Genomic DNA, 19,393 nt, shown 5'->3' with positions numbered 1-19,393 from the left:
CTACTGCAAACTCAGAAATTGCCCTGGATCCAGCGTTTGAAACGTTCCAGGACAGGTGCCTTCGGTTCGTCGCTGAAGCTGTTCCCCACGGAGAGAGACAGGCCATCGGACTGCTTCTGCAGACCGTACATCAGCAAGCCCACGCCCGTGGAGTAGATCGGGTTGCGCACCACGTCGCTCAGCCCCTTGACGCTATGCGGCACGCCCAGGCGCACCGGCATGTGGAAAATCTCTTCGGCCAGCTCGACCGCCCCTTCCATCTTCGCCGTACCGCCAGTCAGCACGATGCCGGCAGGGATCAGGTCCTCGTAGCCGCTGCGGCGCAGCTCGGCCTGGATCAGGGTGAACAGCTCGTCGTAACGCGGCTCGACCACCTCGGCCAAGGCCTGGCGGGACAGCTCGCGCGGAGGACGATCACCCACGCTGGGAACCTTGATGGTCTCGCCGGCACCGGCCAGCTTGGCCAGCGCGCAGGCGTAGCGGATCTTGATCTCTTCGGCGTACTGGGTCGGCGTGCGCAGGGCCATGGCGATGTCGTTGGTCACCTGGTCGCCGGCGATCGGGATCACCGCCGTATGGCGAATCGCGCCTTCGGTGAAGATCGCGATGTCGGTGGTGCCGCCGCCGATGTCCACCAGGCACACGCCCAGTTCCTTCTCGTCGTCGGTCAGCACCGAATAGGCCGACGCCAGTTGCTCGAGGATGATGTCGTCCACTTCGAGGCCGCAGCGACGGACGCACTTCTCGATGTTCTGCGCCGCATTCACCGCACAGGTCACCACGTGCACCTTGGCTTCCAGGCGCACACCGGACATGCCCAGGGGCTCGCGCACGCCTTCCTGGTTATCGATCACGTAGTCCTGCGCCAGGGTATGTAGCACCCGCTGGTCGGCAGGGATGGCCACGGCCTGGGCGGCGTCCAGCACGCGCTCGATGTCCGCCGGGCTGACTTCGCGATCACGGATCGCGACGATGCCGTGGGAGTTCAGGCTGCGGATATGGTTGCCCGCCACACCGACGAAGGCGGAGTGGATGCGGCAGCCCGCCATCATCTGGGCTTCCTCGACCGCGCGCTGGATCGATTGCACGGTGGACTCGATGTTCACCACCACGCCTTTCTTCAGCCCGCGGGACGGATGGGTCCCGATGCCCACGATTTCCAGCTGCCCGTCGGCCGCGATCTCGCCCACCAGCGCCACCACCTTGGAGGTACCGATATCCAGGCCGACGATCATCTTGCCGCTCTGCACGCTTGCCATGTTCCTAACCTTCTCCTCAATTCGCGCGGCTGGCCACAGCCGCCGCGGGGGCCTCGACCGGGGTGCGCCACGCTACCGCCAGCCCGTTGGGGTAACGCAGGTCGACACGCTCGATGTTGGCGATCTGATCTTTCAGCGTCTTGTCGTAGATCGAGATGAACCGACGCATCTTTTCCACAAGGTGATCCCTACCCAGCAGTATCTCCACGCCCTGCCCCGTCGACAGGAACCAGCTCCCACGTTCGCGAAGCTCCAGCCGGGCGATGGAAAAACCCAGCGGGCGAAGCATCTGGCTGAGCATCTGGTATTGCTGCATCACCTGTTCCTGGGCCCGCTGTGGCCCCCACAGCTGAGGCAATTGTTCGTAATGGGCCAGCTCACGCGGGGTGAACGCCTGACCCTTGTTGTTCAGCAGTGCCTCATCACCCCAGCGGGCGATGGGCAGTTGCTCGTCGAGCCGGATCATCACCTGGTCCGGCCACACCCGACGAACCTCCGCGTGGGCGATCCAGGGCATCTGCTCCAGCTCGTGACGCATGCCGGCGAGATCGATGCTGAAGAAGCTCGCCGCGATGTAAGGCGCGATCCGCTGCTGCACCGCCTGCTGGCTGATGTAGCTGAGGTCACCCTGCACGCTGACCTTGGCAATCGGCCGGTCCGCGTAAGGCAACAGCCGTTGTGCACCCTCGTAGGCACCAAAACCCAGCACCACCAGCATCACCGGCCAGGTCAGCCGACGCAGGAAGCCGAAGCTCGGCTTGGGCAGCCGGACGCTCAGCGGTTCCTTGGCCACCAACCGGCTGGCACCCCGCGGCACATCCTTGCGCTGGGGCGCACGGATGGGGCCGGGCTGCGGGTGACGGAGGGAGGCGCCACGCATGGTCTTAACCCCGCGCCTCGACGCTGTCGGCAAGGACGGCCAGCACCAGTTGCTGGTAATCCAGGCCCACGGCGCGCGCGGCCATCGGCACCAGGCTGTGGTCGGTCATGCCGGGCACGGTGTTGACCTCCAGCAGCCAGAAGCGCCCCTCGGCATCCTGCATCACATCGGCACGGGCCCAGCCCTGGGTACCCACGGCTTCGCAGGCAAGGGCAGTCAGGGACTTCAGCTCGGCTTCCTTCTCGGCGTCCAGCCCACAGGGGATCTGGTAGCGGGTATCGCTGGCCAGGTACTTGGCCTCGTAGTCATAGAAAGTGTGCGGAGTCCCCAGCCGGATGGGCGGCAGCACCTCGCCACGCAGCACGGCGATGGTGAACTCGGGGCCGTGGATCCATTGCTCCACCAGCACCTGGGGGTCGTAGCGGCTGGCGTCACGCCAGGCATTCACCAGCGCGTCGACGTCTTCCACCTTGGCCATGCCGATACTCGAACCTTCATGGGCCGGTTTGACGATCAACGGGAAGCCCAGTTCCCTCGCAGCGCGCTCACAATCCTCGACGCTTGCCAGCACGGCGTGACGCGGCGTGGGCAGGCCAAGGCTGTGCCAGACCTGCTTGGTGCGCAGCTTGTCCATCGCCAGTGCCGACGCCAGTACGCCACTGCCGGTATACGGAATACCCAGGCACTCCAACAGGCCCTGCATACTGCCATCCTCGCCGCCCCGCCCATGTAGGACGATGAACGCACGATCGATGCGCTCGCTCGACAGGCGTTGCAGGAAGTCGTCGCCGACGTCGATCCCGAAGGCATCGACACCTGCCGACAGCAAGGCCTCCAGCACCATGGAGCCGGACTTCAGGGACACCTCGCGCTCCGCGCTGCGGCCCCCGTAGAGCACCGCCACACGGCCGAACGCGCTCGGCGGAACGGTGGATTTCAGATGGTCGGTCATGCGTCCTTCCTCGCGGCGCCCGCATCGCCGGTGCCACTGAACAGCGGGTTCTGGATCAATTGGGGTGCCAGTGCGCCGATATCGCCCGCACCCTGGCAGAGCAGGATGTCGCCGGGTCGCAGCAGCGGCTTGACCAGCGGCGCCAGGTCGACACCGCGCTCGATGTAAATCGGGTCGAGCTGGCCGCGCTGGCGGATGCTGTGGCACAGCTGGCGGCTGTCGGCACCAGGGATCGGCTCTTCGCCTGCCGGGTAGACCTCCATCAGCAGCAGCACGTTGGACTCGCCCAGCACCTGCACGAAGTCGTCGTAGAGATCACGGGTACGGCTGTAGCGGTGCGGCTGGTAGACCATCACCAGGCGGCGCTCCGGCCAGCCTCCACGTACGGCCTTGATCACAGCCGCGACCTCGCGGGGGTGGTGGCCGTAGTCATCCACCAGCATCACGCTGCCGCCCTCGACCTGCAGCTCGCCGTAGACCTGGAAGCGGCGGCCGACGCCCTGGAAGCCCGAGAGGCCCTGGACGATGGCGGCATCGTCGATGCCTTCGTCGGTGGCGATGGCGATGGTGGCCAGCGCGTTGAGCACGTTGTGGTTGCCGGGCATGTTCACCGACACCTCCAGCGGCTCGCGGTCGCGGCGCAGCACAGTGAACCAGGTGCGCATACCCTCCTGACGCACATTGATGGCGCGCAGGTCGGCATCTTCGGAGAAGCCGTAGGTCACGGTCGGGCGCGCGACCTGGGGCAGGATCTCGCGAACTACCGGGTCGTCCACACACATCACCGCCAGCCCATAGAACGGCAGGTTGTGCAGGAACTCGACGAAGGTCTTCTTCAGCTTGTTGAAGTCGCCGCCATAGGTGCTCATGTGGTCGGCGTCGATGTTGGTCACCACGGCCACCATCGGCTGCAGGTGCAGGAAGCTGGCATCGCTCTCGTCGGCCTCGGCCACCAGGTAGCGGCTGGTGCCCAGCTGCGCGTTGGTGCCGGCGGCGTTCAAGCGCCCGCCGATGACGAAGGTCGGGTCCAGGCCGCCCGCGGCGAAAACCGAGGCGATCAGGCTGGTAGTGGTGGTCTTGCCATGGGTGCCGGCGACAGCGATGCCGTGGCGATAGCGCATCAGCTCGGCGAGCATCTCGGCGCGCGGGACCACGGGAATGCGGCGCTCCAGCGCCACGGCCACCTCGGGGTTGGCCTTGTTCACGGCGCTGGATACCACCAGCACATCAGCGTTCTCGGCATTCTCGGCACGGTGGCCGATGAAGACCTGGGCACCGAAGCTCTCCAGGCGAGCAGTGACAGCCGAGGCCTTCAGGTCGGAACCGGACACCTGGTAGCCCAGGTTCAGCAGCACTTCAGCGATGCCGCACATGCCCACGCCACCGATGCCCACGAAGTGGATGCGGCGGATGCGGCGCATTTCCGGCTGGGGTGCGGCTTTCTGGCTCTCAACCATGGACCACCTCCAGGCAGATATCGACCACGGTGCGGGTAGCGGCAGGCTTGGCCAGACGGCGGGCAATGGCGCCCATGGCCTTGAGTCGTTCGGGTTGCATCAGTACCTCGGTCAACCGCGCGGCCAGGGTCGCCGCGTCGGTGGCATGTTGCGGCAGAAGGAAGGCTGCGCCCTCCTTCGCCAGATAATCGGCATTGCGCGACTGGTGATCGTCGATCGCATGGGGCAGCGGCACCAGGAACGAGGGCAGCCCGGCGGCGGCCAGTTCGCTGACCGTCAGCGCACCGGAGCGGCACACCACCATGTCCGCCCAGGCGTAGGCCCGGGCCATGTCCTTGATGAAGGGGCCGACCTCGGCCTCTACCCCTGCTGCGCGGTAACGCTCGGCAGTGACTTGATCGTGATTCTTCCCGGCCTGGTGGAACACCTGGGGGCGGATGTCCGCCGGCACAAGCGCCAGGGCCTCGGGCAACAACTTGTTCAGCGGCTCGGCACCCAGGCTCCCACCCAGCACCAACAGGCGCGGCTGACGACCTTCAAGTGCATCACGCGGGGTTTCCAGGAACAGCTCCTCACGCACCGGGTTACCGGTGGTACGGCGCTTGTCGCTGGCCGCGAAGGTGTCAGGGAATGCCTCGCAGATGCGCTTCGCCAGTGGCGCCAGACTGCGGTTGGCCGTACCGGCCACCGCGTTCTGCTCGTGGATCACCAGCGGTACGCCAGCCAGGCGCGCGGCCAGACCACCTGGACCGGTGACATAGCCGCCCATGCCCAGTACGCAGACGGGCTTGAGCTCACGCACCACGCGGCGGGCCTGGAACAGCGAACGCAGCAACTCGAACGGTGCCTTGAGCAGGGACTTAACACCTTTGCCGCGAAGGCCGCTTACCTGGATCAGGTGCAGCGGCAGGCCGGCCTGGGGCACCAGTTCGTTCTCGATGCCGCGGGGCGTACCCAGCCAGTGCACGCTGTAGCCACGTGCCTGGAATTCGCGGGCACAGGCCAGCGCCGGGAAGACGTGTCCGCCGGTGCCGCCGGCCATGATCAGCACATTGCCGGTCATGTGCGCACCTCCTCTTCCGCGAAGTCGCTCTCGTCGAACTCCACGTCTTCGTTACCCAGGTAGGTCCTGCGCTCCCACTCGATCCGGAGCAGCAGGCCCATGCAGACGCAGCAGATCACCAGGGAGCTGCCGCCGTAGCTGAGGAACGGCAGCGTCAGGCCCTTGGTGGGCAGCAGGCCAACGTTCACACCGATGTTGATGAGCACCTGGCCGATCCACTGGAACGCCAGGCCATAGGCCACGTAGGCCGAGAAATATTGCCGGGCCTTCTCCGCCCAGAGCCCGATGTACAGCGCGCGTACGCTGACGAACACGAACAGCGCGACGGTGGCCAGGGCGCCGACCATGCCCAGCTCCTCGGCCAGCACGGCGAACACGAAGTCGGTGTGGGCTTCCGGCAGGTAGAACTGCTTCTGGATGCTGTTGCCCAGGCCGACACCGAACCACTCGCCGCGACCGAAGGCGATCAGCGCCTGGCTCAACTGGTAGCCAGCACCGTACTGGTCGGCCCAGGGGTCGATGAAGTTGGTCAGGCGCTGCATCCGGTAGCTCTGGCTGGTCATCACCAGCACGCCGGCACCCAGCACACCAGCAGCCAGGGGGATGAAGCGCACCAGGTTGATGCCACCGAGGAACAGCATGGCGATGCAGGAGCCGACCAACACTACGGTGGCCCCGAAGTCCGGCTCCGCCAGCAGCAACACGGCCATGGGGCCGAGCACCAGCATGGGCTTGATGAAGCCGGTGAGCTTGGAGCGCACCTCGTCCTGCCGGCGCACCAGGTAGCCGGCGATGAACATCACGGTGAACAGCTTGGCCAGCTCCGAGGGCTGCAGGTTGAACAGGCCGAAGCCGATCCAGCGCTTGGCACCGTTCACCTCGCGACCGATACCCGGCAGCAGCACCATGATCAGCAGCGCGAACGCCACCAACATCAGGCGCGCACCGTGGCGCTGCCAGAACGCCATGGGCACCTGCAGCGTGATGATGCACGCCACGCCGCCAATGGCCAGGTAAATGAGGTGACGGATGCTGTGGTAGAGCGGGTTGCCAGACAGGGCCGAGGCCACTTCCGAAGAAGCAGAGGTGACCATCACCAACCCGAGGCCGAGCAGCGCCAGACAACCCGCCAGGAGCGGGAAGTCCAGATCGATGCCGCGACTATTGCGCAGCGGCGACTGCTGGGCGAGCAGGCGGGCCAACATCAGGACAGCCCCTCCGCGGCCTGGGCGAAGAGGCGCCCGCGTTCTTCGAAGTTCTTGAACATGTCGAGGCTGGCGCAGGCGGGCGACAGCAGCACCGCGTCCCCTTCCTGGGCCAGCTCGGCGCAACGCTGCACGGCCTCATCGAGGGTCTTCACGCGGACCAGCGGCACTGCGTCGCCCAGGGCGGCCGCGATCAACTCGGCATCGCGCCCCAGCAGGACCACGGCGCGGCAGTAGCGTGCAACCGGAGCGGTCAGGCCGGAGAAATCGGCCCCCTTGCCATCCCCACCGGCAATCAGCACCAGCTTGCCGTCGATGTCGGCCCCCAGGCCTTCGATGGCAGCCAGGGCCGCACCGACATTGGTGGCCTTGGAGTCGTCGTAGTAGGCCACGCCACGCAGCTCGCGAACCCACTGGCAACGGTGAGCGAGGCCGGTGAACTCCCGCAGTGCAGCCAGCATCGGCTCGAACGGCAGGCCGACGGCATGGCCCAGCGCCAGGGCTGCCAGGGCGTTGGCCTGGTTATGGGCGCCACGGACCTTGAGCTCACGCACCGGCATGAGCTTCTCGAACTGGTAGGCCAGGTACTTCTCGCCGTCTTCCTCAATGAGGCCGAAGGCTTTGAAATCCGGCTTGTTCAGGCCGAAGCTCCAGCACGGCAGCTGGTCGGCCACCAGCGGGCGGGACAGCGCATCGCCACGGTTCACCACCACCTGGCGGGCGCCACGGAAGATGCGGTGCTTGGCGAGGTGATAGGCCTGCATGTCGGCGTAGCGGTCCATATGGTCTTCGCTGACGTTGAGCACCGTGGCCACCTCGGCATTCAGCCGCTCGGTGGTTTCCAGCTGGAAGCTGGACAGCTCCATCACGTACAGCTCGATGTCATCGGCCAACAGGTCCAGCGCCGGCGTACCGAGGTTTCCTCCCACCGCAACCCGCTTGCCGGCCGCGCGCGCCATGTCCCCAACCAGGGTGGTGACGGTGCTCTTGGCGTTGGAGCCGGTGATCGCGACGATGGGCGCCTTGGCGTGGCGGGCGAACAATTCGATGTCGCCCGACAACTTCACACCGCGCTTGGCCGCTTCCTGCAGGGCCGGGGTGGCGAGGGCCAGTCCGGGGCTCACGTACAGCTCCTGCGCGCGGCAGAGGAACTCCACGTCCAGCTCGCCGCAACGCACTTCGACCTGCGGGAACTGGAGGCGCAGCGTCGCCAGCTCCGGCGGGTTCTCGCGGGTGTCGGCGACCGCGAACGGCACGCCCTGGCGCGCCAGGAAGCGCACCAGGGACATGCCGCTCTTGCCGAGGCCGACAACGATGCGGAAGTGGTCGGAAGCGATCAGGCTCATGCTGTCCTCAACGCAGCTTCAGGGTGGCCAGGCCGATCAGCACGAGGATCACGGTGATGATCCAGAAGCGCACGATCACGCGGGGCTCGGGCCAGCCCTTGAGTTCGAAATGGTGGTGAATGGGCGCCATGCGGAACACGCGGCGGCCGGTGAGCTTGAACGAGGCGACCTGGATCATCACGGACAGGGTTTCCATGACGAACACGCCCCCCATGATGAACAGCACCACTTCCTGGCGCACGATCACGGCGATGGTGCCCAGAGCGGCACCCAGCGCCAGGGCGCCGACGTCGCCCATGAAGACCTGGGCCGGGTAGGTGTTGAACCAGAGGAAGCCGAGGCCTGCGCCCACCAGGGCGGCACAGAACACGATCAGCTCGCCCGCACCCGGTACGTAGGGGATCAGCAGGTATTCGGCGAATTTGATGTTGCCGGAGAGGTAGCAGAAGATCCCCAGCGCACCGCCGACCATCACGGTCGGCATGATCGCCAGGCCATCCAGGCCGTCGGTGAGGTTCACCGCGTTGCTGGAGCCGACGATCACGAAATAGGTCAGCACGATGAAGCCGACACCCAGCGGGATGCCCACATCCTTCACTAGCGGCAGGATCAGGGTGGTCTCGGCCGGCGTGGTGGCGGTCATATAAAGGAAGACGGCTGCAGCGATGCCGAACACCGACTGCCAGAAGTACTTCCAGCGGCTCGGCAGGCCACGGGAGTTCTTCTCGATCACCTTGCGGTAGTCATCCACCCAGCCAATGGCACCGAACAGTAGGGTGACGGCGAGCACCACCCAGACGTAGCGGTTCGACAGGTCGGCCCACAGCAGCGTGCTGATGCCGATGGCCGTGAGGATCAGCGCACCGCCCATGGTGGGGGTACCGGACTTGGACAGGTGCGATTGCGGGCCGTCATTGCGCACGGATTGGCCGATCTGGCGGATCTGCAAGGTGCGGATCATCCAGGGACCGAGCCAGAGCGACAGCGACAGGGCCGTCAGGACGCCGAGAATCCCGCGCAGGGTCAGGTACTGGAATACGCCGAACCCTTTGTAGAACTGTTGCAGGTACTCAGCGAGCAGCAGCAGCATGATTAGTGAGCCTCCCCCGTCCCGCAGAAGGCCGCGACGACCTTGTCCATCGCCGCGCTACGGGAACCTTTGATCAGAATGGTGGTGTTTGCGTCCTGCTCGCCGGACAGCGCCTCGATCAGGCTGGCCTGGTCGGCGAAATGACGGCCGCCTGCGCCGAACGCCTCGACGGCGTGGCGCATCAGGGGACCAACGGCGTAGAGCGAGCTGACCTTGCCCCGCGCATGGAGCCCCACGTCGCGGTGACCCTGTTCGGCCCATTCGCCCAGTTCACCCATGTCCCCCAGCACCAGGACGGTGCGGCCGGAAAAGCCGGCGAGTATATCAACGGCGGCCATCATCGACGCGGGGTTGGCGTTGTAGCTGTCGTCGATCACCCGCATGCCGCTCGTCGCCAACTGCGCTACAGTGCGGCCCTTGACCGGTTGCAGGTTCTGCAGCCCCTCGCGGATGCCGACCAGCGGCACACCCAGGGCGTGGGCAGCGGCAGCGGCAGCCAGGGCGTTGGCCACGTTGTGCAGGCCCAGCAGGTTGAGCTGGATGTCCGCCTCGCCAGCCACGCCCACCAGGCGGAAGCCCATGCAGCCGCGGGCGTCGCGCACGATGGACTCGGCCCGCAGGTCGGCACGGGCGTCGCTCAGGGCAAAACTCAGTACCGGGCGGCCGGCAGCACGCTCGCGCCAGGTCTCGAAGGCCTTGTCGTCACGATTGAGCACGGCGGTGCCGTCGCTCGCCAGGCCTTCGAGGATTTCCCCCTTGGCCAGGACGATCTTTTCCGGCCCGCCGAATTCGCCAACATGGGCGTTACCGGCGTTGTTGATGATCGCCACGTGCGGACGGGTGAGGCCAACGGTGTAGGCGATCTCGCCCACGCGGGAAGCGCCCAGCTCGATGACGGCGCTGCGGTGCTCGGGAGCGAGCTCCAGCAGGGTCAGCGGTGCGCCGAGGTCATTGTTCAGGTTGCCCCGGGTGGCCAGTACCGGCCCCTGGGTACGCAGGATGCTGGCGAGCATCTCCTTGACGGTGGTCTTGCCGCTGGAGCCGGTCACCGCAGCGACACGGCCGGTAAAGGCGTCACGATTGAGCGCACCCAGTCGCCCGAGGGCCTCGCGGGCATCGGCCACCACCAACTGCGGCAGGCCGACACCGTCGACCACACGCTCCACCAACGCAGCGACGGCGCCCTTGGCGGCCACGTCAGCCAGATAGTCATGGCCGTCGAACTTCGGCCCGGTCAGGGCGATGAACAGCTGGCCTGCCTCGACACGTCGGCTGTCGGTGGACACCGAGGTGAAAGTGGCGTCTTCGCCAACGAGCCGCCCCGCCAAGGGGGACTGCAGGCTGCTGAGGCGGAAGGCTTCGATCATGGGCGCTCCCAGGTGGACAAGGCGTGTTCGGCTTCGACGAGATCGGAGAACGGCAGGCGCTCACCCTGGATCTCCTGGTAATCCTCATGCCCCTTGCCCGCCAGCAGGACGACATCGTCGACACCGGCCGATGCGATCAACTGCGCAATGGCAGTGCCACGGCCATGGACGAACTCGACATTGGCCGGCTCGGCAAAGCCAGGGCGGATGTCATCGAAGATGCGGGACGGGTCTTCTGTGCGCGGGTTGTCGTCGGTAACCAGCACGGCATCGGCCAGGCGCTCGGCCACCGCAGCCATCAGCGGGCGCTTGCCACGGTCCCGGTCACCGCCACAGCCGAACAGGCAGAGCAGGCGGCCGCGCGCGTGGGGGCGCAGGGCTTCGAGCACCTTCTCAAGGGCATCGGGGGTGTGGGCGTAGTCGACCACCACCAGTGGTTTTTCACCGCCGCCCAGGCGCTGCATCCGGCCTTCCGGCCCTTGCAGTTCGGGCAGCACGGCCAGTACATCACCCAGTGGGTAGCCCATGCCCAGCAGGGCACCGACCACGGCCAGCAGGTTGCTCAGGTTGAAGCGACCCAGCAGCGGGCTGCGCAGCAGGCCTTCTCCCTGGGGCGTGATGATGTGGGCGCGGACGCCATCGTCGTCGAATGTGGCTTCGCGGCAATAAAGGAAGGCTTCCGGATCGATCTGGCTGTAGCCGATGAGGCGAGCATCGTGCTCGCGGCCTGACAGCTCACGGCCGAACGCATCGTCCAGGTTGATCACCCGGCAGCGCAGGTCCGGCCAGTCGAACAGGCGGGCCTTGGCGGCGCCGTAGGCTTCCATCGAGCCGTGATAGTCCAGATGGTCGCGGGACAGGTTGGTGAACACCGCCACGTCGAACGCGAGCGCTGCCACCCTCCCCTGCTCCAGGCCATGGGAAGACACTTCCATCGCCACTGCACGGGCACCGGCCTGTTTGAGGCGAGCCAGGGTGGCCTGGACGGCAAGGGGATCCGGCGTGGTGTGACGGCCGCTCTCCAGCTCACCGTGGAAGCCGGTACCGAGGGTGCCGACGATGCCACACCGCTCGCCCAGTCGATCCAGGGCCTGAGCCACGAGCTGGCTGACGCTGGTCTTGCCGTTGGTGCCGGTCACGCCGACCAGGTCCAGCGCACGGCTGGGCTCGCCGTAGAAGCGACCGGCAATGGCCGAAAGCTGGCCAGCCAACCCCTTGATGGGAATCAGTTCGGCCTGGGCAGACGCAGGCAGATCAGGGGCGGACTCGCTTTCATACGCGACCGCCGCCGCGCCCCGGGCGAGGGCATCGGCGATGTGCAGGCGGCCATCGTGCTGGCCGCCGGGGACGGCCAGGAACAGGTCACCGGGGAGCACCTTGCGGCTATCCAGGGTGAGTTCACGGATCAGCGCAGCGCCCTGCGCCTGGGGAAGCAGTTGATTCAATGGCATGGGCATCAGGTGCGCCCTCCTTTGCCGCTGGCCGCGTTGGCGGTCTGTTGTTCCTCGGTGGGCAGGTTGTCCGGGGCGATGTTCATCAGACGCAGCGCGCCGGCCATGACCCTGCCGAATACGGGTGCCGATACCAGGCCGCCGAAGTAGCCGGCCTTGCTGGGCTCGTCGATCACCACCACCATCGCCAGGCGCGGGTTGGTGGACGGCCCGAAGCCCGCGAAGAGCGAGCGGTAGGCGTTCTGGGTGTAGCCCTTGGTGCCCACGCTGGCCTTGCGCGCGGTACCGCTCTTGCCGGAGACGTGATAGCCGGGGACCTGGGCGCGGAACACGCCGCGCGGCGCCTCGACCACTTGCTGCAGCATGCCCTGCAGGGTCTTGGCGACCTCGGGCGGGATGGCCTGGGAGCCGCTCGGCAGGTTGTCGACGCGGGTCATCGACAACGGGACCGCCAGGCCGTTGTTGGCCAGGGTGGCGTAGGCATGGACCATCTGCACGGCAGTGACCGACAGGCCGTAGCCATAGGACAGGGTTGCGGTCTCGGCCTTGCGCCACTCGCGGTGGTTGGGCAGGTTGCCGACGCGCTCGCCGGGGAAGCCGAGGCCGGTATCCTGGCCGAGCCCGAGCCGGCGCATGGTGTCGTAGATGTTCTCGCCGCCGATATCGAAGGCGATCTTGCTCATGCCGACGTTGCTGGAGTTGATCAGGATGCCGGTCAGGTCGAGGATCGGGCCCTCTGTCTTGGACACGTCCTTGATGGTGTAGCGCCCGATCTGCAGGGAGCCGGGGTAGACCTCGACCTTGTCTTCCGGCTTCCAGCGGCCGCTCTGCAGGGCAGCGGCCATGGAGATCGGCTTGACCGTGGAGCCTGGCTCGAACACGTCGATCATGGCGCGGTTACGCATGGCCGCTGGCAGCAGGTTGCGGCGGTTGTTCGGGTTGTAGGTGGGCTGGTTGGCCATGGCCAGCACTTCGCCGGTCTTCACGTCGACAATGACCAGGCTGCCCGCCTTGGCGCCGTTCTCCACCAACGCGTTGCGCAGCTCACGGTGGGCGAGGTACTGCAGGCGAAGGTCGATGGACAGCGCGAGGGTCTTGCCAGGCTTGGCGTTACGGGTGACCTGGACGTCCTTGATCAGGCGTCCGCGGCGGTCCTTGAGGACCTGGCGCTTGCCGGGAACACCGGCCAGCCACTGATCGAAGGACAGCTCGACGCCCTCGCGACCGCGGTCATCCACGTCGGTGAAGCCGACCACATGGGCAGTGACTTCGCCGGCGGGGTAGAAACGACGAAACTCCTCGATGGCGTAGACGCCCGGGAGTTTGCGATCGAGGATCACCTGCCCCTGCTCGGGCGTGAGGCCACGTGCCAGGTAGAGGAACTCGCGGTTGGCATTCTGCTCGATGCGCTCGGCGAAGATGCGTGGGTCCTGCCCCAGCGCCCCGGCGATCACCGGCCACTGGTCACGGAACGCCATGAGGTCCTTGGGGTTGGTCCACAGGGTCGTCACCGGGGTACTGACGGCCAGGGGCTCACCATTGCGATCGGTGATCAAACCACGGTGGGCCGGGATCGGGATATGGCGGACGCTGCGCGCATCGCCCTGTTCCTTGAGGAAATCGTGGTCGATGACATGCAGGTCGACGATGCGCCAGGAAATCGCAGCGACCATGAGGCCAAGCAGCCCGAGGACGATCCGGAAGCGCCACGGATAGAGCGCGCCTTCCAGGTTCATCATGGAGCCACCATGCGGATTTCCGCCGGCTCGGGAATACGCATCTTGAGCTGCTCGGTGGCCAGGGACTCGATGCGGTTGTGGGCCGTCCAGGTGCTCTGTTCGAGGATCAAGCGCCCCCACTCCGCCTGAGCCTTGTCGCGGACGCTGAGCTCGGCGTACAGCTTGTTGAGCAGTTGCCGGTTCCAGTAGGCGCTGTAGGACACCGAAATGGCGGACAGCAGCACGCCAACGAACAGCAGCAACATGATGAAGCTGCCACGCGGCAGGGGCTTGGAGAAAAGACGGCTCATCGCAGCTTCTCCGCCACGCGCATCACTGCGCTGCGGGAGCGGGGGTTGGCCTTGAGTTCCGCCTCGGAGGCGTACTGGGGCTTGCCGAGCAGTCGCAGACGCGGCTCGAACACGGCCTGGCGCACGGGCAGGTCGCGGGGCAGGTTGTCCGCCTCGCCCTTGACCTGGCGGCGCATGAATTGTTTGACGATGCGGTCTTCCAGCGAGTGGAAGCTGATCACCACCAGGCGACCGCCGATGGCAAGGCTGTCCAGCGCAGCCTGCAGGCCGCGCTCGAGGTCGCCCAACTCATTGTTGATGTGGATTCGGATGCCCTGGAAGGCACGGGTCGCAGGGTTCTTGCCCTTCTCCCAGGCCGGGTTGGCAGCAGCGATCACGGCCGCCAGGTCGGCGGTACGTTCGAAGGGGCGCTCGGCACGTCGCTGCACGATGGCACGGGCCATGCGGCGGGCGAAGCGCTCCTCACCGTACTCCTTGAGCACGTGGCTGATCTCGTCTTCGCTCGCCGTGGCGATCCACTGCGCTGCGCTCTGGCCACGCTCGGGATCCATGCGCATGTCCAGCGGGCCATCGTTGAGGAAGCTGAAGCCGCGCTCGGCATCATCCAGCTGCGGAGACGAGACCCCGAGGTCCAGCAGCACACCATCGACCTGGCCGACCAGCCCGCGCCCGGCGAGCTCCTCGCCAAGCTCGGCAAAGCTGCGCTGCACAATGACAAAGCGGCCGTCTTCGGCCGCCAGCGCTTGCCCCGTGGAGATGGCTTGGGGGTCTTTGTCGAATCCGAGAAGCCGCCCCTCGCTACCGAGATGCCGAAGGATGAGCCGGCTGTGCCCGCCACGCCCGAAGGTGCCATCGAGGTAGCAGCCGTCCGCACGCACGGCAAGGCTTTCAACGGCCTCGTCGAGCAGGACAGTGATGTGGCGGAAGCTGCTTTCAGTGCTCACAGGATAAGGTCACGCAGTTCGTCCGGCAGGCCGCCGGGTTGTTTTATGGCCAGGAGATCAGCGTCGGAAACGGCGTTCCAGGCGTCTTCATCCCAGATCTGGAATTTGTTCAGTTGCCCCACCAGCATCGCTTTCTTGTCCAGCCCGGCGTATTCACGCAGACGGGGTGGAACCAGGAAACGGCCGTTGCCATCCAGCTCGAGATCAACCGCGTTACCGATCAGCAAACGCTGCAGGCGGCGCGTTTCCTCACGCAGGGAAGGCAACTCGCGAAGCTTGGCTTCAATGATTTCCCACTCGGGCAGGGGGTAGAGGGTCAAGCAACGATCAACCGCATCGATAGTCACGATGAGCTGCCCAGCACAACGCGAAAGAAGCTCGTCGCGATACCGACTCGGCATCGCGATGCGCCCCTTGGCATCGAGACTGATGGCATTTGCTCCGCGAAACACGGCTGCGCTTCCCCTGAATTAGGCTATCCGTACCAATTAATCCCACTTCTACCCACTTTCCACCACTCGCGCACACTATAGAAATGGCTCCGCCCCACCGTCAAGGCGCGCCAGAACGGAAAATTCCTTATGGGACGGTGATTTAGAGAACTTTTTGGCGAAGCGGAGGGAGTTTTTCAGTGCGTTTCGGAATGAAAAATCAGCGCCAACAATGACCCTGATATGCAAACTTAAAGTAGTTTCTTAAGAGTTGGGGTTTCTGAAATTTCAGACAGGAGGCAAGGCGGGGTATTTCTGAGGGGAAAGTGGAGAAAAGTGGAGAGTCGATCTGTAAGCCGGGTTCTGTCGTGGACAGTCATTCATCTACGGCTGCCATCACTGACAGCCTTTAGCAACCTACCCGAATCCGACGCGGGCCACGCCAAGGATTCCTATTTGGTCTTGCTCCGAGTGGGGTTTACCTAGCCACGAACTGTTACCAGTCGTGCGGTGCGCTCTTACCGCACCTTTTCACCCTTACCGGCGCTTGCGCGCTTAGGCGGTTATTTTCTGCGGCACTTTCCGTAGGCTCTCGCCTCCCAGGCGTTACCTGGCACTCTGCCCTATGGAGCCCGGACTTTCCTCCCTCCCGAAATCGCGAACGAAACGGGACAGCGACTGTCCGATCGACTCTCCGGCGCGAAGGTTAGCGGCAGACCGCCCAGGAAACAAGCTCAGGAATCAGCCTGGCGCTCCAGTGCGGCCTGATAAAGGAGGTTCTTGCGCACGCCGGTGATCTCCGCGGCCAAGGCTGCCGCACGCTTCACCGGGAGTTCGCCCAGCAGAAGATTCAGTACGCGCAACGCCTCGCCACTGATCGCATCCTCCCCCTCAGGAGCCTGCCAACCGGTTACAAGCAGCACGCATTCACCTCGCTGCTGATTGCTGTCGGCAGCGATCCATTCGGCCAACTCACCGAGCGGTGCCCCCTTCAGCGTCTCGAACGTCTTGGTGAGTTCACGGGCAAGTACGGCATGGCGATCCCTGCCAAACAGCGACGCCATGTCCTGGACCGACTCCAGAACCCGATGAGGCGCCTCATAGAAGATGAGCGTGCGCGGCTCTTCCTTTAGTAGTTCCAGCCGCCCCCTTCGCGCTGCCGCCTTCGCCGGCAGGAAACCCTCGAAGATGAAACGATCGGATGGCAGACCGGCAGCCGATAGCGCTGCGATCAGCGCACTGGGTCCGGGTACCGGCACCACCTCGATACCAGCCGCGCGAACCTGCCGTACCAGGTGGTAGCCCGGATCGGAGATCAAGGGCGTTCCCGCATCCGAAATCAGCGCGACGTCATCTCCCGCCAGCAACCGAGCCACGAAGCGGCCGCCCTGCTCACGTTCGTTATGGTCATGACAGGCCGCGAGGGCCGTGGTGATTCCGAAATGCTGCAAGAGGCGGATCGAGTGACGCGTATCCTCCGCTGCGATCAGGGCCACTTCCCGCAGGGTTCGCAAGGCTCTAGGGCTGATGTCATCGAGGTTACCGATGGGTGTGGCGACCACGTAGAGCTTGCCGGGCTGAGCGGCAGCAACGGAAGACGTGGAAAGAGTCACAGGTCACCTCGGAATAAACTGAAAGGCGCGCATTGTAGCCCGTTTCCAGCCACCGACATCGCACCCCACCCGCCCCTCCGGTACAATCGCGGGCTTCGTTGATCTAGTACCGGGATCGTTAAATGATCGCTCGTCTGCGCCCGCTCTCCGCCCTCTGCCTCGCCGGCCTCCTTGTCGCCTGTGGCAGCTCGCCCACGTCCAGTCTCGGCGAACTGCCCCGCACTCCCCAGGCCAGTATCGAGCAGCTCCTGCAAAAGGCCGGAGAGAGCAAACCCGAACAAGCCGCCCTGCTGCGACTTTCGGCTGCGGACCTGGCTTATCGCCAGCAGGACATCGGTCGTGCAGCCCGCATTCTCGAGCAAGTCCCGATGGACGGCCTGAAGCCCGCGCAACAGGTGTTCGCCAGCACGCTCGCAGCCGAATTGGCGATGGCTCGCAACCAGCCCAAGAGCGCCCTGAAAGCACTGAGTCATCCCAGCCTCGATCGCCTGGCGGAGCTCCCGGTCGATCAACAGGTACGCACCCAACTCGTACGCGCGCGCGCCCTGGAAGCGGACGGGCAGAACCTTGCCGCCGCACGCGAGCGCGTCTTCATCGCTCCGCTGCTCAATGGCGAAGCTGAGAAGCAGAACCATGAGGCCATCTGGGCACTGATCTCCGGCCTGCCCATGGAGCAATTGCAGTCGACCGGCGATGCCGACCTGGCAGGATGGATGGAGCTCGCCCGCGCGATTCGCAGTGCCGGCACTCTTTCCCAGCAGCAGGCGGCCATCGAAGCCTGGCGCAGCCAGCATCCGCAGCACCCGGCAGCCGAACAGTTGCCGGCACCGCTGGCCAAGTTGAAGGAGCTCGCCAACCAGCCCCTGACCAAGGTCGCCCTGCTGTTGCCCAAGGAAGGGCCACTGGCCTCGGTAGCCCGTGCGCTGCGCGATGGCTTCCTCGCCGCCCACTACCAGGCGCAGCAAGCGGGCCAGAACCCGCCCGCCATCCAGATCTACGACAGCGCCCATCTGACGTCGCTCGACGACTTCTATCGCCAGGCCCAGGCCGATGGCGTGCAACTGGTGGTCGGCCCGCTGGAGAAGCCGCTGGTCAAGCAGATGAACGAGCGTCAGCAGCTGCCTATCACCACCCTGGCCCTGAACTACAGCGATGCCGGACAGGAAGGCCCGGCGCAGCTCTTCCAGTTCGGTCTCGCGGCCGAGGATGAAGCACGCGAAGTGGCGCGCCGCGCCTGGGCGGACGGCATGCGCCGTGCCGTCGCGATGGTGCCGCGGGGCGAATGGGGTGACCGTGTCCTGGCCGCGTTCCGCCAGAGCTGGCAGGAGGCCGGCGGCAGCCTGATAGCGGCCGAGCACGTGGACCAGCCGGTCCAGCTGGCACAGCAGATCGCTGATCTGTTCCAGCTTCGCCAGAGCGAAGCACGCGCCAAGCGCCTGCAAAGCACCCTCGGCACCTCCATCGCCACCCAGCCGACCCGCCGCCAGGACGTCGACTTCATTTTCCTCGCTGCCACACCGCAACAAGCCCAGCAGATCAAACCCACGCTGGCCTTCCAGTACGCCGGGGATGTACCGGTCTACGCCACGTCCCACCTCTATTCCGGCGGCAACGACGTGGCCCAGTACCAGGATCTGAGCGGCATCCGCTTCTGCGAAACCCCCTGGCTGCTGAACCGCGACGACCCACTTCGCCAGCAGGTCGACCGCCAGTGGCCACAGGCCGGCGGCAGTCTCGGTCGGCTGTACGCCATGGGCGTTGACGCCTACCGGCTGGCGCCCCGCCTCGCAGAGCTGAAGGCCCTGCCGGAAAGCCGCGTCGACGGCCTCTCCGGCCGACTCAGCCTGACGCCATCCCAGCGCGTCGAGCGCCAGCTGCCGTGGGCAGAATTCCGCGACGGCCAGGTCCAGCGCCTGCCCGACAGCGACTCTTGACCGCGAGCGGAGACAGCGGGCGAAAAGCGGAAGCCGCCGCCCGCCAACACCTTCAAAAGCACGGCCTGCGATTGCTCGCCAGCAACTGGCGCTGCCCTCGTGGCGAGCTCGATCTGGTCATGCTGGACGGCGATACAGTAGTATTCGCCGAAGTCCGCTACAGGCGACACAGAGCCTGGGGCGGAGCACTGGAAAGCGTGGACGCGCGCAAGCGCGCAAAACTCATCAGTGCGGCGCAGTACTTCCTGCAGAAGGAATCCCGCTGGGCCAATCACCCTTGCCGATTTGACGTGATCGCCATCGACTCGATGGATGGCGACTCACCCGTGCGACTGACCTGGCTGAAAAACGCCTTCGAAACCTGAACAGTCG

17 protein-coding genes and 1 other RNA gene are annotated in these 19,393 nt (G+C 65.6%); 2 read left to right on the top strand and 16 right to left on the bottom strand.

Going from position 1 to position 19,393, the window contains the following annotated elements; translation table 11 throughout:
• Positions 1-11: 11 nt before the first annotated feature.
• The 16 genes from ftsA to rsmI all read right to left on the bottom strand — a co-directional run bounded on the left by ftsA (position 12) and on the right by rsmI (position 17,087).
• A complete protein-coding gene (gene ftsA, locus PotMrB4_RS06290) occupies positions 12-1,259 on the bottom strand; it encodes a cell division protein FtsA (RefSeq protein ID WP_044409544.1) in 1,248 nt (415 codons plus the stop codon).
• Between the two features lie 16 nt (positions 1,260-1,275).
• On the bottom strand, positions 1,276-2,139 hold the full coding sequence (locus tag PotMrB4_RS06285; RefSeq protein WP_044409547.1) for a cell division protein FtsQ/DivIB: 864 nt from the start codon (positions 2,137-2,139) through the stop codon (positions 1,276-1,278).
• Between the two features lie 4 nt (positions 2,140-2,143).
• Entirely contained in the window at positions 2,144-3,091 is a 948-nt protein-coding gene (locus tag PotMrB4_RS06280; RefSeq protein ID WP_172432802.1) for a D-alanine--D-alanine ligase, read from the bottom strand.
• Complete coding sequence (murC, locus tag PotMrB4_RS06275) at positions 3,088-4,548, bottom strand: UDP-N-acetylmuramate--L-alanine ligase (protein WP_044409553.1); 1,461 nt, start codon at positions 4,546-4,548, stop codon at positions 3,088-3,090. Before murC ends, PotMrB4_RS06280 begins: the two co-directional genes overlap by 4 nt.
• A complete protein-coding gene (gene murG / locus PotMrB4_RS06270; protein ID WP_172432801.1) occupies positions 4,541-5,611 on the bottom strand; it encodes an undecaprenyldiphospho-muramoylpentapeptide beta-N-acetylglucosaminyltransferase in 1,071 nt (356 codons plus the stop codon). The genes murC and murG overlap by 8 nt, the downstream gene beginning before the upstream one ends.
• Complete coding sequence (gene ftsW, locus PotMrB4_RS06265) at positions 5,608-6,816, bottom strand: putative lipid II flippase FtsW (RefSeq protein ID WP_172432800.1); 1,209 nt, start codon at positions 6,814-6,816, stop codon at positions 5,608-5,610. Before ftsW ends, murG begins: the two co-directional genes overlap by 4 nt.
• Positions 6,816-8,162 (bottom strand): UDP-N-acetylmuramoyl-L-alanine--D-glutamate ligase, encoded by a 1,347-nt coding sequence (gene murD / locus PotMrB4_RS06260; protein ID WP_172432799.1) that lies wholly within the window; start codon positions 8,160-8,162, stop codon positions 6,816-6,818. Before murD ends, ftsW begins: the two co-directional genes overlap by 1 nt.
• A gap of 7 nt (positions 8,163-8,169) precedes the next feature.
• Positions 8,170-9,252, bottom strand: coding sequence for a phospho-N-acetylmuramoyl-pentapeptide-transferase (gene mraY / locus PotMrB4_RS06255; protein WP_044409566.1), 1,083 nt, complete (start codon positions 9,250-9,252; stop codon positions 8,170-8,172).
• Between the two features lie 2 nt (positions 9,253-9,254).
• Complete coding sequence (locus PotMrB4_RS06250) at positions 9,255-10,619, bottom strand: UDP-N-acetylmuramoyl-tripeptide--D-alanyl-D-alanine ligase (protein WP_160480082.1); 1,365 nt, start codon at positions 10,617-10,619, stop codon at positions 9,255-9,257.
• The gene (locus tag PotMrB4_RS06245; RefSeq protein ID WP_172432798.1) at positions 10,616-12,076 is read right to left on the bottom strand and encodes a UDP-N-acetylmuramoyl-L-alanyl-D-glutamate--2,6-diaminopimelate ligase; all 1,461 of its coding nucleotides are present in this window, start codon (positions 12,074-12,076) and stop codon (positions 10,616-10,618) included. The genes PotMrB4_RS06250 and PotMrB4_RS06245 overlap by 4 nt, the downstream gene beginning before the upstream one ends.
• Positions 12,076-13,809 (bottom strand): peptidoglycan D,D-transpeptidase FtsI family protein, encoded by a 1,734-nt coding sequence (locus tag PotMrB4_RS06240; RefSeq protein ID WP_044409573.1) that lies wholly within the window; start codon positions 13,807-13,809, stop codon positions 12,076-12,078. The genes PotMrB4_RS06245 and PotMrB4_RS06240 overlap by 1 nt, the downstream gene beginning before the upstream one ends.
• Positions 13,806-14,099: a cell division protein FtsL gene (gene ftsL / locus PotMrB4_RS06235; protein ID WP_044409576.1), complete on the bottom strand. Its 294-nt coding sequence runs from the start codon at positions 14,097-14,099 to the stop codon at positions 13,806-13,808. Before ftsL ends, PotMrB4_RS06240 begins: the two co-directional genes overlap by 4 nt.
• The gene (gene rsmH, locus PotMrB4_RS06230) at positions 14,096-15,043 is read right to left on the bottom strand and encodes a 16S rRNA (cytosine(1402)-N(4))-methyltransferase RsmH (protein ID WP_172432797.1); all 948 of its coding nucleotides are present in this window, start codon (positions 15,041-15,043) and stop codon (positions 14,096-14,098) included. The genes ftsL and rsmH overlap by 4 nt, the downstream gene beginning before the upstream one ends.
• Complete coding sequence (gene mraZ, locus PotMrB4_RS06225) at positions 15,040-15,495, bottom strand: division/cell wall cluster transcriptional repressor MraZ (protein WP_044409580.1); 456 nt, start codon at positions 15,493-15,495, stop codon at positions 15,040-15,042. The genes rsmH and mraZ overlap by 4 nt, the downstream gene beginning before the upstream one ends.
• 315 nt (positions 15,496-15,810) lie before the next feature.
• An RNA gene (rnpB, locus tag PotMrB4_RS06220) (RNase P RNA component class A) lies at positions 15,811-16,168 on the bottom strand.
• Between the two features lie 40 nt (positions 16,169-16,208).
• Entirely contained in the window at positions 16,209-17,087 is an 879-nt protein-coding gene (gene rsmI, locus PotMrB4_RS06215) for a 16S rRNA (cytidine(1402)-2'-O)-methyltransferase (protein WP_172432796.1), read from the bottom strand.
• Positions 17,088-17,209: 122 nt separating this feature from the next.
• Here rsmI and PotMrB4_RS06210 point away from each other — a divergent pair, with 122 nt between their 5' ends.
• Complete coding sequence (locus PotMrB4_RS06210) at positions 17,210-19,021, top strand: penicillin-binding protein activator (protein ID WP_172432795.1); 1,812 nt, start codon at positions 17,210-17,212, stop codon at positions 19,019-19,021.
• Positions 19,018-19,386, top strand: coding sequence for a YraN family protein (locus PotMrB4_RS06205; RefSeq protein WP_044409589.1), 369 nt, complete (start codon positions 19,018-19,020; stop codon positions 19,384-19,386). Before PotMrB4_RS06210 ends, PotMrB4_RS06205 begins: the two co-directional genes overlap by 4 nt.
• Positions 19,387-19,393: the final 7 nt, after the last annotated feature.

This window comes from Metapseudomonas otitidis, from assembly GCF_011397855.1.
GTDB classification, from domain to species: domain Bacteria; phylum Pseudomonadota; class Gammaproteobacteria; order Pseudomonadales; family Pseudomonadaceae; genus Metapseudomonas; species Metapseudomonas otitidis.
The sequence above is the reverse complement of the archived record's forward strand: the minus strand, read 5'-3'. Positions and strand labels throughout refer to the sequence as shown.

Coding starts and splice junctions, on each gene's coding strand:
- ftsA (WP_044409544.1), bottom strand. CDS start 1,259: ATGGCAAGCGTGCAGAGCGGCAAGATGATCGTCGGCCTGGATATCGGT.
- PotMrB4_RS06285 (WP_044409547.1), bottom strand. CDS start 2,139: ATGCGTGGCGCCTCCCTCCGTCACCCGCAGCCCGGCCCCATCCGTGCG.
- PotMrB4_RS06280 (WP_172432802.1), bottom strand. CDS start 3,091: ATGACCGACCATCTGAAATCCACCGTTCCGCCGAGCGCGTTCGGCCGT.
- murC (WP_044409553.1), bottom strand. CDS start 4,548: ATGGTTGAGAGCCAGAAAGCCGCACCCCAGCCGGAAATGCGCCGCATC.
- murG (WP_172432801.1), bottom strand. CDS start 5,611: ATGACCGGCAATGTGCTGATCATGGCCGGCGGCACCGGCGGACACGTC.
- ftsW (WP_172432800.1), bottom strand. CDS start 6,816: ATGTTGGCCCGCCTGCTCGCCCAGCAGTCGCCGCTGCGCAATAGTCGC.
- murD (WP_172432799.1), bottom strand. CDS start 8,162: ATGAGCCTGATCGCTTCCGACCACTTCCGCATCGTTGTCGGCCTCGGC.
- mraY (WP_044409566.1), bottom strand. CDS start 9,252: ATGCTGCTGCTGCTCGCTGAGTACCTGCAACAGTTCTACAAAGGGTTC.
- PotMrB4_RS06250 (WP_160480082.1), bottom strand. CDS start 10,619: ATGATCGAAGCCTTCCGCCTCAGCAGCCTGCAGTCCCCCTTGGCGGGG.
- PotMrB4_RS06245 (WP_172432798.1), bottom strand. CDS start 12,076: ATGCCCATGCCATTGAATCAACTGCTTCCCCAGGCGCAGGGCGCTGCG.
- PotMrB4_RS06240 (WP_044409573.1), bottom strand. CDS start 13,809: ATGATGAACCTGGAAGGCGCGCTCTATCCGTGGCGCTTCCGGATCGTC.
- ftsL (WP_044409576.1), bottom strand. CDS start 14,099: ATGAGCCGTCTTTTCTCCAAGCCCCTGCCGCGTGGCAGCTTCATCATG.
- PotMrB4_RS06210 (WP_172432795.1), top strand. CDS start 17,210: ATGATCGCTCGTCTGCGCCCGCTCTCCGCCCTCTGCCTCGCCGGCCTC.